General features: G+C 30.8%; 11 protein-coding genes. 2 read left to right on the top strand and 9 right to left on the bottom strand.

Translation table 11 applies throughout. The annotated features are described in order from the left end of the window. From U9R42_02710 to hpt, 6 genes are all read right to left on the bottom strand, one after another. The coding region (locus U9R42_02710; protein MEA3494926.1) for a hypothetical protein at positions 1 to 185 on the bottom strand (185 nt) is incomplete at its 3' end. A 3-nt stretch (positions 186 to 188) separates the two neighbouring features. After that, positions 189 to 1586: an AAA family ATPase gene (locus U9R42_02705; GenBank protein MEA3494925.1), complete on the bottom strand. Its 1398-nt coding sequence runs from the start codon at positions 1584 to 1586 to the stop codon at positions 189 to 191. A gap of 152 nt (positions 1587 to 1738) precedes the next feature. Next, a complete protein-coding gene (locus U9R42_02700; protein MEA3494924.1) occupies positions 1739 to 2467 on the bottom strand; it encodes an SIMPL domain-containing protein in 729 nt (242 codons plus the stop codon). A 113-nt stretch (positions 2468 to 2580) separates the two neighbouring features. Then, positions 2581 to 3216, bottom strand: coding sequence for an endonuclease III (nth, locus tag U9R42_02695; GenBank protein ID MEA3494923.1), 636 nt, complete (start codon positions 3214 to 3216; stop codon positions 2581 to 2583). 234 nt (positions 3217 to 3450) lie between these two features. Further along, complete coding sequence (locus U9R42_02690; GenBank protein ID MEA3494922.1) at positions 3451 to 4734, bottom strand: T9SS type A sorting domain-containing protein; 1284 nt, start codon at positions 4732 to 4734, stop codon at positions 3451 to 3453. A gap of 121 nt (positions 4735 to 4855) precedes the next feature. Further along, on the bottom strand, positions 4856 to 5404 hold the full coding sequence (gene hpt / locus U9R42_02685; protein MEA3494921.1) for a hypoxanthine phosphoribosyltransferase: 549 nt from the start codon (positions 5402 to 5404) through the stop codon (positions 4856 to 4858). Between the two features lie 103 nt (positions 5405 to 5507). Here hpt and U9R42_02680 point away from each other — a divergent pair, with 103 nt between their 5' ends. Beyond that, positions 5508 to 6044 (top strand): hypothetical protein, encoded by a 537-nt coding sequence (locus tag U9R42_02680; protein ID MEA3494920.1) that lies wholly within the window; start codon positions 5508 to 5510, stop codon positions 6042 to 6044. A 204-nt stretch (positions 6045 to 6248) separates the two neighbouring features. Here the strand turns inward: U9R42_02680 and U9R42_02675 are convergent, their stop codons facing one another. Further along, on the bottom strand, positions 6249 to 7709 hold the full coding sequence (locus U9R42_02675) for an aminoacyl-histidine dipeptidase (protein ID MEA3494919.1): 1461 nt from the start codon (positions 7707 to 7709) through the stop codon (positions 6249 to 6251). A gap of 184 nt (positions 7710 to 7893) precedes the next feature. On the opposite strand from U9R42_02675, the gene U9R42_02670 reads away from it, so the two are divergent. Continuing rightward, a complete protein-coding gene (locus U9R42_02670) occupies positions 7894 to 10134 on the top strand; it encodes an inorganic phosphate transporter (GenBank protein MEA3494918.1) in 2241 nt (746 codons plus the stop codon). Between the two features lie 348 nt (positions 10135 to 10482). Here the strand turns inward: U9R42_02670 and gatD are convergent, their stop codons facing one another. Together gatD and gatE are read right to left on the bottom strand one after the other, a co-directional pair. Next, positions 10483 to 11868 carry a Glu-tRNA(Gln) amidotransferase subunit GatD gene (gene gatD / locus U9R42_02665; GenBank protein MEA3494917.1) on the bottom strand — a complete coding sequence of 462 codons (1386 nt, stop codon included), beginning with the start codon at positions 11866 to 11868 and terminating at the stop codon, positions 10483 to 10485. Positions 11869 to 11882: 14 nt separating this feature from the next. After that, complete coding sequence (gatE, locus tag U9R42_02660; protein MEA3494916.1) at positions 11883 to 13853, bottom strand: Glu-tRNA(Gln) amidotransferase subunit GatE; 1971 nt, start codon at positions 13851 to 13853, stop codon at positions 11883 to 11885. Between the last annotated feature and the right edge of the window lie 164 nt (positions 13854 to 14017).

Here is a 14017-nt window from a genome sequence, read left to right as displayed (position 1 = left end):
GCAATTGCTTTAATTTTTTCGTTAAAAGTTTTCCCTTGTTCTGTAACATGAATTGGTTGGTGAATTTCTATTTCGATATTACCTTCAAAAAGTAAAGATTCAAAAGTTTTTTCAATTATATTTCCAAGAAATCGCTTATCCGTACTACCTTCTGTTGTGTAAGCTATCTGTAAAATATTGCTCATAATCTAATTTTCAAAATCTTTAGTTTCTAAATATTTTTTCACTTCCAGTTCGGTCATTTCCAATTCGCTTGATGTTACAAAATCAAATTGCAACTGAATATTGTTTTTACGAACAGGTAATATTTTAGTTGATTTATATTTAATTTTAATACCTGATTTAGTTGAAATATTAGTTATAAGTTTTGAAAACCATATTGAAATATTAGATGTTAATTTATCTGGGTTTAAAAGTTTTCTGATAAATAAAGAAGAGTGAGTGTTAACTATCATTTGTCTTAGAGGAAATCCAACATTTCCTTTATCAAGCAAATCAGTTGAAAGTCCTTTTAACAGTTCAATCATCATATTAATTCTGTAAGGATGAATGCCATTTTCAGGTTCTTCAAAACATAGTGTCCCGTTATATTTTGGATCATATTTAAGAATACAAAGTATAAGTAGTCGCAGTGTTCCTTCTGAAAGTACACGCGATGAAAATTCCCTATCGTCTTCACTGATAAGTTTTATAATAAATCTATTTTCTGCAACATCTTCCGTAACATCTACTTTGACAAAATTGGGCAATAAATTATTAAGTTCTCTTGAAATGTCATTTAAATATCTATCATCATCTATTTTTAGTCTGTAGAGTGATGCTGCCAAATTACCTCCGCTCGGGGTGATAATATCTGATGCTATGCGAGGGCTTGGTTTACTAAGTTCTTCAGGATTGAGTTGTAAAAAATGCCAATTTATCATTTCTTGTTTTGTTGCAAATACGTGAGGGAAATCTACACTGTTGATACTACTTAACAATGTTTGAGAAATATTATTGGCGATACTAAGTCTTCCTCGTCCCGGCTTACCATCAGCAGGAATACGGATAATGGTTTTTCCGTCTTTTTCTTCTGTTGTAATATAAGGAGTACCTCTTCTACCATACACCTTAGGTCTCCATTTTTCTATTAGTTTATTAGAAATATGATTTTTTAACCATTTATCTTCTTGATGTTTAATTGGTTTTAGAACTTCTCGTGTAATAAACAAATCATCAAAACCTTTAGTGTTTCGTTTTCTTTTTATTTCAATTTCATATCTGACCCGAGTATATTTTAGCTTATAAGTTTCTCCCCAATTATCTGTTACTGAAATATCCAACAGAATTTCTACGGAAAATTTCATTTCATTTGCAAATTCCCCATCTGAATATTGAGAGAATTGCTCTTGAGCTTCTCCTCTTAAATTAGGATTGTTAAAAGCTGTTTTCAGATCGGTTTCAGCAAGATTCGACAGTAGTTTTAGGGCGTCAAATAAGTTGCTTTTTCCGGAAGCATTAGTGCCAGCCACAACAGTAAATGGAGTAAATTCCATTTTAAAGTTGTTGAATGTTTTGAACCCGTCTATTTCTATTCGTGTTATCATACTTAGATTCTTTTAAAATTCAAAGTTCGCTTAATTTATTAAATTTCTATCGTTAATTTAATTTATTTTTATAGAATACCAGAACTCGGGATTTCTTAAAAAAAGATAACTAATTCCAAAAATTATTTTAAGACTTTTTAGAGTGGACTCATTTATTTAATGCCAAATTGAAGTTTCATTGTAATGGTAGCTGTTTTCATTTTAGAGGATGTATTGAATGTTCCTCCCCATGAATAATCTTCATTTGAATTCTGTCCGATAATCTGAAATATTCCCATTCGTGCAAATTTCAAATTTCCAATATCAGCTCCTGCATTTTCTGCTATTTTTTCCGCTCGTGTTCTTGCATCATTTGTTGCAGTAGCAATCATTTCAATTTTTAATTCTGATAATTTAGTGTAATAATAATGTGGGCTATATGAGTAAAATTCTACTCCCATATTTATAAGTTCTGTTATTTCACGAGATATATTCTCAATTTTCTCAATATTTTTTGATTCTATTTCTAGCTGTTGTTTTAATTTATAACCTGTAAATTCACTATGTCTATGACCTTTTTCATCATATCTATTCGAAAATTGTTTATTGATATTTACTGATGAAAACAGTATTTCTTTTTTGTCAACACCTTTTGAAATCAAATACTTCCTAACTGTTTCTTTATCCTTTTTTAATGATTCATAAGCTACTTTCAAATTGTAATCATTTGCTGAAAAAGAACCGCTCCAAACAATTAAATCCGATTTAAAATCTTTTTCCCCAAGTCCTGTTACATTTATAATGTCATTCGATTTGTTTCTGTTTTTGTAGGTATTTGTTAATATAAATACGGAAACTAAAATCGTTACACCAATTATGATTATATTTATATGTTTATTCATTTTTATTTTTTTTGTTATTGAAAAACTTTGTTTAGTACTTGCTAATTCTTTTTATTAAAAATAGACCATCAATATTTATTCTACAAAGATATAAAAATATTTTTAAGAGACATCTAAAGGGACTTCTTATAATTACAAAAGGTTGATATTTTACATTCTTCACAAAGTGGTTTTCTTGCTTTGCAAACATATCTCCCATGCAATATTAACCAGTGGTGTAAGTCATGGATTTTTTCCTTTGGTATGATTTTTAGTAACTGATCTTCTACTTCTCTCGGTGTTTTTGACGTTTTAACAATTCCAATTCTTTGAGCTACTCTAAAAACATGTGTATCAACAGGCATGGTTGCTTTTCCAAATGCTACTGAAGCAACAACGTTTGCGGTTTTTCTTCCAACTCCCGGCATTTTTTGTAATTGGTCAATATCAGATGGAACTATTCCGTTAAATTCATTTTTTAAAACCTTTGCCATTCCTATCAAATTTTTTGCTTTGTTGTTTGGATAACTACAGCTTTTTATTTTGTCAAAAACATCTTCATGCTTTGCTAATGATAGCTTTTCATAACTTGGAAATGTTTTGAAAAAATCTTTTGTAATAATATTTACTCGTTTATCAGTGCATTGTGCTGATAAAATTACTGCTACTAAAAGTTGATACGAATTTTCATAGCTAAGTTCCGTTTCAGGTTTTGGTTTTGTTGCTTCAAAAACTTCAATAATTTTTAATAGTTGTTCTTTTTTATTCATAAAATATATTTTTTATAAATTGAAATTTACAAAAATCATTTTTGAATCTACTCCGAAAATGCATATATTTGAAATTGACGAAAAATGTTGCCACAGATTACACTGATTATCAGAGATTTAATTTTATATAAATCTGTGAATCTGTTTTTGACAGACGTAGTCTTTACTTTTTGCATAAAGCAAAAAAAAAGCTCCGATTATGGAGCTTTTTTTAACAATTTGTAATTGATTATTTTATTTAACGATAAATGATTTTGTTACAAAAGAACTTGCTGAAGATATTCTACAATAGTATAATCCTTGTTCAAGTTCGTTAGTATTAATGTCAACAACATGACTTCCTACTGGGAATAAAAGTTCAGGAGTTTCTGATACTTTTTGTCCAAGTGCATTGATAACTTCAATTTTTACCTTCTCAGGCTTTTGTAATGAAACCTTAACGTTTGCAACACCATTAGTTGGGTTTGGATAAATATCACTAACAGATACATTGTTATTTAATTCCTCTACTGCCCATTCGTCATCGAATGTTATTCCAAAATAAGTAATGGCGTAATATGAGTAATCATTCCAACCTGTTCCTGCAAAATAATATTGGTGGTTAGCATCTGGCCATGGTTCGTATCTTCCCCATCTAACGACTAAAAGACCGTTATTGTAAGTTTCAAGTAACCAAGCATCATTATCGCTGTAAAGACCAAATTTGAAAGCATTTAATTTTTTGTAAGGTTCTGGATTATCCCATTGACCACCCATAGTATCATTGGTAGTATATTCATAACCAGGCTTAAATGTCCATGTAACAGCTACAGGACCTGTTGCTGACATTCCTCCTGGAATAGGAACTGTAAAAATACCCCAGTATCCATCAGCAAAAGTGTTTGTATCTTGTATTGTAAGCTCATATTTAAATTCCAAAGTAAAATCAGTTCCTTCACCTTTTGCAATGTCATATCCAACAGTACCAAATGGTTCAATAGGATTTCCACCACCATCTACCCAGTTGTAAGCATGAACTTTATCAGTATTGTAAATATGAACAACCAAAGTATCAATAACTGCATCAGTTGTAAATCTTTCGTAAGTAAAGAAAAATGCAACTGTATCAAGTGTATATGGTTCTTGATCTTCTAATTTATAATCGGGTGCCATATAATTGGCAAACATATCTGACCTTGGGTCAAACATTGCTCCTACAGAGCACCAACTTACATAACCCAACTCATGTCCACCTCCCCCATCAGAGTATCTAACATATACGTTAGTATCAGGAAATAAAATTGAAGCATAAGTATTTCCATTAGCTGTCCAATCATCTAATGCAGAAGTAAAAGTGTAGTTAGAATGTACCATTTCTCTTGTGCCTCCAAACATTTGGTCGTATTTATACGGAACTTTTATGTGGTCGGCTTTTTCCCCTGGAAGTACATCTTTTCCAACAGGAATTTTTACATTGTTTTGAGCAATAGCACCAAAAACAAATGTAAACATCATTAGTGTAACAAATAATTTTTTCATATTAATTTTTTTTTAATTTAAGATTCTATTTTATTTGGGGGCAAAATTAACCAAATTTTCAAGAATAATAATATTTTTTTTAAATCTTTAATTCTTTGACAGATATTTTTAGCAACAAATATCATTTTCTATCCTCATCTAAAATATAAATGTCTTTCAGGTTTCTTCCAAATTGGTCATAATCAAGCCCGTAGCCTACAAGGAATTCGTTGGTAACTGTAAATCCAACATAATCGGGATTTACATCTTCAATAAGTGCTTCTTTTTTGAATAAGAGTGTAGCTAATTTCACACTACTAGGAAAATGTTGTTCGATTTGATACAGAAGGCTCTTCATTGTTTTTCCTGAATCCACAATATCTTCAAGAATAATAATGTCGCGTCCATTAAGAGGAGTGTTTATTCCAATAAGTTCTTTTACCTGACCAGTTGTTGTTGTTCCGATATAGGAAGCTAATTTAACAAATGAAATTTCACAATTCAGATTTATTTCTTTTAATAAATCCGATGCAAAAAAGAAACTACCATTAAGTATTGCCAAAAATATTGGCGATTTTCCCTTGTAGTCTGCATTAATTTGTATTGCAACTCTTTTAATGTTTTTAAGAATTTCATCGTGCAAAATATAGGTAACAAACTCTTTATCCTTAATTTGTATTTTGTTTTTCATGTGTCAAAACATTTATTGGTTTTTAAAACTCAAAAGCAAAGATAATTTATAAATTCGTTATTTGAATTATAGTTTGAAATTTGATTATTTAATACTTTTACAAATGAATAAACCCGAATCAAGTCCTTTATTTTTATCCAATCTTTTGAATGAAGGTATTTATGTGATTGATGAAAAAGAAGAAAAAAAAAATAATCAAAATTATGTTTCAGAGGGAAAAGAAAATCGTGTAAAAGAATCTGCAACTCCTTATAAAAGTGTTGAATTTATAGGCGAAAACAAAAAATCAACAGCTATTTTGGTTGAGTATAAAGACGCAAGATGGATTATTGAAAAAGATAAAATGGTACTACAAAAGATACTCGCTGCTGTAAATCATGACTTCAACGATATTGCACTAATTAATGCGAATCAGTTACAAAACTCAGATGTTGATCAAATTATAGAAGAACTAGAATGTAAAAATATTATCGGTTTTGATATTAATAAATCATTTATTAAAAATATGACTACTGATAAATTACAAACTATAGGAAATACAAAAATTTTATTTACTTCTTTTAACCTCACGGATATTGCTATGAGTAAAGAAAAAAAACGCATCCTTTGGACAAACATGAAAGAAATGTTTGACTTGTAAAGGGAGTTTCTATTATTTCCATTAAAAAAAGCGGTTCTATGTCAAATACTGTGGGTAATCAAATTCGCCACAGATTATAAAATTACTCTTTTTGTAATCTGTGAATCTGTGGCTTTAATTTTTTTTCACACACACAAATTAACATAAAAAAAAAGCCTCTTCTAAAAATTAAAAGAGGCTTGATAAAAAATAAATTAAAATAAATTATTTTTTGCTAATATTTTCTAAAGTTACAACTAAGAAATCCCAGAATTTTTTAACAGTTGCGATGTTCACTTTTTCATCAGGTGAGTGAGGATAGCGAATTGTAGGTCCAAATGAAATTAAATCCATATTTGGATAAACATCACCGATAAGTCCACATTCCAAACCTGCGTGAATAACTTTTATTGCAGGGATTTTACCAAATTTACTGTTGTAGCCTTCCTTCATTGTTTTTAAAATTGGAGAATCAAGATTTGGTTTCCAACCTGGATATGAACCCTCAAATTTTACTTTTGCTCCGGCAAGTTCAAAAATAATTTTAATCATATTTCCAGTATATTCCTTAAAACTGTCAACAGAACTTCTTGTTAATGAAATAACTTCAATTTGTCCATTTTCCATTTTTATAACACCAAGACTTGTTGATGTTTCTACAACATCAGGCATTTCGGATAACATTCCGATAACACCGTGAGGACAACCGTATAAGCCATTCAATAATCCATTCTGAGTATTCTCGTCAATAATTTTCTCAGGCATATCCGTTAATGTTGCTTTTAATTTAACATCAGGATCTACTGAAGAAATTTCGTTTTTATATGTTTTATCAAAATCGTTAACACAGTTTTCAAAATCACTTGTATTGGCAGAAGGAATAGTAACTATTGCATACGCTTCTCGTGGAATAGCGTTTCTTAAATTTCCACCTTCAATATAGGCAATTCTTAATCCATGTTCTTTTGTTGCATGCCATAAATAACGGGTTAGTAATTTATTAGCGTTTCCTTTTCCAAGATGAATATCAAGTCCTGAGTGTCCACCTTTTAATCCTGAAATTTCAATTTTGTATGCTTTTGAAGATTGGTCAATACTCTCTTCGGTATAATCAAAAGTTGCAAATACATCTATACCACCGGCACAACCTACATAAAGTTCGCCTTCATCTTCAGAGTCCATATTTAATAAAACATCACCTTTTAAAAAATCATCTTTTAAGGCAAAAGCACCTGTCATTCCTGTTTCTTCATCAACAGTAAAAAATGCTTCTATCGGTCCGTGTTTAATGTCATCGGATGTTAAAACAGCCATTGCAGCTGCAACGCCCATTCCGTTATCAGCACCAAGAGTTGTTCCTCTTGCAGTTACCCATTCACCGTCAATGTAAGCATCAATAGCATCTTTTTCAAAATCAAACTCAATATCACTGTTCTTTTGTGGAACCATGTCAAGATGACCTTGGAGTGTTACTGTTTTTCTATCTTCCATTCCGGGAGTAGCAGGCTTTCTGATTACAACATTGCCTACGCTATCAACCTTTGTTTCTAATCCGAGGTCTTCACCAAATTTTTTGATAAATTCAATTATTTTTTCTTCTTTTTTTGAAGGACGAGCTATTTGGGTTAAACTATAAAAGTGTTCCCATAATAGCTTCGGTTCTAAATTAATTATTTCTTTACTCATTGTTTTATAATTACAGTTTATTTAATTGATAAATTTAAAAAAGGGAAAATTACAAATATTTCAGCGAATATGGTTCTAAAAAATAATTTTTAGCAGTTTATTAAAAAACATTTAAATATTTCTTATTTTGTAATTTTCTTTACTTTATTTTGTAGCCGATTTAATAAAACAAATTTTAGTAAAAATGGAAAATATTTACATTGTTCTTGTAGGAGTTTTGTTTTTTCTAGCAATTTCAGATTTAATAGTTGGAGTAAGTAATGATGCAGTAAATTTTTTAAATTCAGCAATAGGTTCAAAAGCTGCCCCATTTAAAGTTATTATGGCTATTGCTGCTTTAGGTGTTTTATTCGGAGCATTATTTTCAAACGGTATGATGGAAGTTGCACGAAAAGGAATTTTTCATCCTCAATATTTTTATTTTTCCGAAATAATGATAATTTTTCTTGCAGTAATGGTTACTGATGTTTTACTGCTTGACACTTTTAATACTTTTAAACTTCCTACATCTACAACGGTATCAATTGTATTTGAACTTTTAGGTGCTGCAGTTGCTGTTGCAATTTTTAAAATATCTTCTGATCCAAATGGAACAATGCAATTTAGTGAATATATAAATAGCGAAAGAGCATTGGCAATAATTTCGGGAATTTTACTATCGGTAATTGTTGCTTTCAGCATTGGAGCGTTTGTTCAATACCTTACAAGAATTTTATTTTCTTTCGATTATAAAAAAACATTAAAAAATTACGGAGCTTTATGGGGTGGATTTGCTATTTCGGCAATCACTTACTTTATTCTCATCAAAGGTGTTAAAGGAGCTGCTTTTATGTCGGATAGCTCAAAAGAACTTATAAAGGAAAATGCACTTATTATCCTTACAGTTAGCTTTATAGGATGGTCATTAATCTTACAGTTATTGAATTGGTTTACTAAAATTAATATTTTTAAATTTATAATTTTAATTGGGACATTCGCCCTTGCAATGGCATTTGCAGGTAACGACCTTGTAAACTTTATCGGTGTTCCTCTTGCGGGTTTAGCGGCTTTTAAAGATTTTATTGCCAATCCTGATGCTGATCCAAATGGATTTTTAATGACTGCTTTGCAAGGGAAAACCCAGACACCTGTAATGTTACTTGTTCTTGCAGGACTAATAATGGTTGTAACCCTGTGGGTAAGCCGAAAAGCAAGAGGTGTTGTTAAAACGACACTTGATTTAAGCCGACAAAGTGAAGGTACAGAAAGATTTGGTTCCTCATTAGTTTCTCGCTCTATAGTAAGAAACTCATTGAATTTTAGCAAAACCTTTAATTATATAGTTCCGGCAGGAATTACAGAAAAAATCTCAAAAAGATTTGAGCCTGTTGCACATGATAAAGAAGAAGAAGGTAAAGCATTTGACCTTGTAAGAGCTTCTGTAAATTTGGTTGTAGCAAGTATTCTTATTTCTTTTGCCACATCATTAAAGCTTCCTCTTTCAACAACTTATGTTACTTTTATGGTTGCAATGGGAACATCCCTAGCCGATAAAGCATGGGGCAGGGAAAGTGCAGTTTACAGAATTACCGGAGTGCTTTCTATAATTGGCGGATGGTTTTTTACCGCATTTTCTGCATTTCTAGTTGCATTTCTTTTGGCTTTATTATTTTCTTGGGCTGGATTTATTGCAATTGGGTTAGTAGTTCTTTTTGCAGTCTTTATCATTATTAAAACACATATTATTCACAAAGAACGTGAAAAAGAACAAGAAGATACTGAAAGCAAGTATGAATTTACAGGAGAAAATATTATTGACAAGTGTTCAACAGAGGTTATTTCAACATTATCGGATGTTAACATGATTTATTCTGATACTATTAAATTTCTTATTGATGAAAATTTGAAAAAGCTAAAGGATGTTAACAGAAGAGTAGAAAAATTAAATAAACATACAAAGTATTTAAAAGACACTATTTACGAAACAATAAACAAACTAAGTGAAGATTCTATTGAAACAGGACATTATTATGTTCAAGTACTAAGTTATTTGCGTGAAATAACTCATTGTATTACTTTTATTGCAAAACCAAGTTTAGAACATGTTGACAATAATCATAAAGGTTTAATACCAACACAAATTGTAGAATTAAATGTTATCACAAATGGATTCGATGAATTGATAAAAACCGTAAACAGTGTTATACAAAACAATGATTTTGAGGATATTGTAAACGTCATATATCTTCAGGAAACATTACTTATAGCTATTGAAGATTTCCGTAAGAAACAACTTAAAAGAATAAAAAACAAAGAAGCAGGAACTAAAAACAGTATGCTTTTTATTACCATTCTTGCTGAAACGAAAAACTTATTATTGAATACAATAAATCTTGTAAAATCACAGAGGGATTTTATAATTTATAGTACAACTTCAGAGGAGTAATGACTTGTTAAACACCGATTTTTACAGTTTTTAATAAACCATAATTTATTCCTATACTTCGGCTGGTTATAATTTGAGTTTTGATACTACGTTTAACGTATTGATTATTACTCGTTTACATGGTATGGGCAAAACGCAGTTTATTGCCGCTCAGTATATATTGAAGCGAAAATATCGAATATTGAACAAAGAATTATGAATAATGAAATTTGCTGACCATAAAAGTTGCTCAGCGTTATCTTTTTACTTCAAAATTCTTTATTCCTTGTTTCGCAACCGCTAAAGCTACAGCGAACGTGGTCAATATTCATTATTAATAAATACGACACAATTAAACTCCAATTGTTTTTATTTATGCACCCGTTTAATAAATTCTTCTACTTCGGGAACTCCACCTTGGTAAACCAAATATCCGTTGTATGGTTCACGTTCTGTTATGTCATCATTTATTGGAGTAAGCATAATTTTCTTTACTTCCTCAGGGTCTTCGGTTTGTCCTAATGCCCAACCAAGTTTTATATAAGCAGCTTCAGGAAGAAGGTTTCCTGCAGGAATTACTCCTTTTTCCATCATATCACGTCCTGTGTCGTAAACATACATGTGAACATATCCCCAAATAGTTTGCAAAGTCATAAAAATACTTACACCTTTTTTTGTTGCTCTTTCAATTGCAGGGTATAATTCTTTGTTAACGTGTCCTAATCCTGTACCAACTATTATTATTCCTTTGTATCCCAAGTCAATCATTGAGTTTAAAATATTAGGATCCATTCCCGGATAGTAATAAATCATTGTTGCTTTGTTACTAAAATATGGTTTTATTATAACATTTCTGTCTTTGCGTCTGTGATTGTAATCTTTTTTTATCAGAGTTATTTTTTCTTTGTCAACCATTGCAATAGGAGTATCACCAATAGTTCTAAAAGTTGATCTGTAGGAAGAGTGCATTTTTCTAACTCTTGTTCCTTTATGTAAAAAGCCATACTCGTCAGAAGTTGGTCCAAACATAGAAACCATTACTTCTGCAATATCTCCATGTCCTGCAGCATTCATTGCGTGCATTAAATTTAAAGCTGCATCTGAACTTGGTCTGTCTGATGATCTTTGAGAACCAACAAGAACAACAGGAACCGGAAGGTTTTGACACATGTATGTTAGTACTGCTCCTGTGTGATGTAGTGTATCAGTACCATGACCTATTACAATTCCATCAACTCCGTTTTCAATTTCTTTACCAATTGCTTTTGCCAATGATATGTATTGTTTTGGTCCCATGTTTTCACTAAAAACAGCAAAAACTTTTTCAGTATCCAGATTACAAATATCTGCAAGCTCAGGTACTGCACCATAAAGTTCACCCGGAGAAAAAGCAGGAATTACCGCTCCTGTTCTGTAATCAAGCCTTGAAGCAATTGTTCCTCCTGTTCCAAAAAGTTTTATTTTTGGTAATCCTTTTGTAAAAGGAAATTCTTTTTCAGGAATTTTATAATTTGCTTTTTTGTAGTCAACTTCTTTCATGTTAGTGATGGTTTCAATATCAACACCGATATTATAACCTGTAACTATTTTCATTACTATATGCAAGTCATCATCATTTTCGGAGCGAGGTAAAATAGTTCCTTCAAATTGTCCTCTTGTAGTGTCAACCACACATTTTCCCCAAACACGTGTTTTGTACTTTTTAAGTAATTCTAATGATCTTCCTTTATATCCTTGAAAAATATCTTTGTCCATTTTCTAAAATATTATTAGTTGTTTTCAATATAATCATTTAACTCAGCAAGCTCAATATTCCCAAGTGCTGATTTGTTAAGTTCACCAATTATCCAATTTGTTTCAACATTATCTTTTTGTGAAATTCTTATTTCTTTGAATTTTTCTTTTAAAAACGATACTTTAGAAAGTATTTCTTCTGCTGGTAATTTTTTAAATTTAATTGTTGTCAATATTGATTCAAAGTCCATTTTAGGATGTGTATAAATTTCCAACAATAATTCTTTGGAAAGTTCGATTTTTATTTCGTTCTCTTTAAGAAACTTAAGCATAGCATAAATCATTGAATATTTAAAATCAGGAGATTTTTTATTTTTTCCTTCAATGTGCTTTAATCTGTGAGCAAATAATGTTGCAACAAATTTGGGGCTGATATTTAGTTTGCTTTCAATCTTTTCCATTAAAGGAATAAGATTTTTCTTTAAAATATAATCATAAGTATCTGTAGGAACATCCCAATTATTTAGCTGTTCAAATCGTTTATAAATATCAATAGGAATATCACTGCTTACTTTATCAATGTATTCTTTTTTCAATGGTATTGGTGCAGAGTCGGTATCGGGATACATTCTGTCTGCTCCGGGAAGAACTCTTTCGAAAATTGTTGTTCCGTTAGCAAAAGATTTTCTGGTTTCACTAGGTACTCCTTCAAATGCCATTTTACAACGCTCTTCTATAGTTTCAAGAGCAGTTTTAACATCATCATCTGCTGCCCAAAAAATTATTACTCCATCATCTTTACCTGCATTAAGTTCCTGTTTTACTTTGTTTAAATTATCATCGGTAATAACCTGATTAAATTGTTCGGAATGAATAATATTTGGTTGTTCAAGGCAAGCTACAACTTTTAATCTGCCACTTATTTCGTCACCAAAAATTTTTGACGGTTGAGTAAAGTGGGATAAAATACTATGGAATCCTTTAAGTTTTACGGCAAAAACTTTCTGCCCATCACTAATGGCTTCTTTAAGTGGATGAAAAATAAATTTATAATTATTAGTATCCAATTGTTTTGATTCAATTTCCCAATTTTCAGTATCGCTTATTTTTTCATTCAACAGTTTTTTTATCCGCAACAAGGCATATTGTCTAAAAGCTTCATTGTGTGTAAGCTCAGGCATCCATTTAATTCTTGATACTCCTTTTATTTCTACCCTTGTACCACCGCGGCAACTAACATTTACATCTGCTCGTGTTGAGCCATGTCCTGTTTCCACTTTATTTGTACTACGATTTAAAAAACGAATATAGTCAGCTCCTTCTTTTACTTCATCTGGGTTTACAAATTCAGGATAAGTAACTGTTTCTATCAATGGCATTCCAAGTCTGTCGGTTTTATATGTTCTCCAATGACCAATATCAGAAATTTCACGACATGCATCCTCTTCAATACTTAGTTGAATCAGTTTTATGTTTTTATGTTTTAATTTTATTTCACCTTCAACACCAAGTATAGCTGTTCGCTGAAATCCTGTAGGAATACTTCCGTCAAGATATTGTTTTCTTGTAATGTGAACTTCACCTACAATATTTAGTTTTGATAAAATAGAAATTTCCAAAGCATATTCAAGTGCTTCTCTGTTCAGAGGAAATGGAGGTGTGTCGTCAACTTCATAAGTACAGGCAGTTTCATTGTTTATCCTGTAAATAATATTTTTTCTAGTTATAAATTCCATTAAAGCTGTACCGTCATACTCTCCGAGTTCACTAAGTGTAGGACGCATGTGCCTAATTATTTCAGCATCAAAATTTTCATCTTTATGAAAAATTCCTGAAGGACAATTGCAAAAAAGTTTCTTCTTGGTTTTTAATTGTTGATGTACTTCAAGTCCCGACATAAAGCCAATTCTATCGTAATCATCTTGAGTTGCTTTTTTTCTGTCAACGTAGCCTATCGCTTTTTTGCTTTCTTCATAATTCTGAACTGGGTCAAAATCTTGGTTCATTTTATATAAAATTTAATCTTAAATACATTTTAAAAAGATGCCAAATTTATGATATTTAAATTTAATTTGCTAAAATCAATTTGATTATTAATAATTCAAAAAACAAGGTAATTCAAAACGCTTCTATATTGATTTGTGTGTGTGGGAAATATTAAAGCCACAGA

This window comes from Bacteroidota bacterium (genome assembly GCA_034723125.1).
Lineage (GTDB): Bacteria > Bacteroidota > Bacteroidia > CAILMK01 > JAAYUY01 > JAYEOP01.
The sequence above is the reverse complement of the archived record's forward strand: the minus strand, read 5'-3'. Positions and strand labels throughout refer to the sequence as shown.

What these genes read in the sequence shown, in the direction of transcription:
- U9R42_02705 (MEA3494925.1), bottom strand. Translation starts at nt 1,586, where the DNA reads ATGATAACACGAATAGAAATAGACGGGTTCAAAACATTCAACAACTTT.
- U9R42_02700 (MEA3494924.1), bottom strand. Translation starts at nt 2,467, where the DNA reads ATGAATAAACATATAAATATAATCATAATTGGTGTAACGATTTTAGTT.
- nth (MEA3494923.1), bottom strand. Translation starts at nt 3,216, where the DNA reads ATGAATAAAAAAGAACAACTATTAAAAATTATTGAAGTTTTTGAAGCA.
- U9R42_02690 (MEA3494922.1), bottom strand. Translation starts at nt 4,734, where the DNA reads ATGAAAAAATTATTTGTTACACTAATGATGTTTACATTTGTTTTTGGT.
- hpt (MEA3494921.1), bottom strand. Translation starts at nt 5,404, where the DNA reads ATGAAAAACAAAATACAAATTAAGGATAAAGAGTTTGTTACCTATATT.
- U9R42_02680 (MEA3494920.1), top strand. Translation starts at nt 5,508, where the DNA reads ATGAATAAACCCGAATCAAGTCCTTTATTTTTATCCAATCTTTTGAAT.
- U9R42_02675 (MEA3494919.1), bottom strand. Translation starts at nt 7,709, where the DNA reads ATGAGTAAAGAAATAATTAATTTAGAACCGAAGCTATTATGGGAACAC.
- U9R42_02670 (MEA3494918.1), top strand. Translation starts at nt 7,894, where the DNA reads ATGGAAAATATTTACATTGTTCTTGTAGGAGTTTTGTTTTTTCTAGCA.
- gatD (MEA3494917.1), bottom strand. Translation starts at nt 11,868, where the DNA reads ATGGACAAAGATATTTTTCAAGGATATAAAGGAAGATCATTAGAATTA.
- gatE (MEA3494916.1), bottom strand. Translation starts at nt 13,853, where the DNA reads ATGAACCAAGATTTTGACCCAGTTCAGAATTATGAAGAAAGCAAAAAA.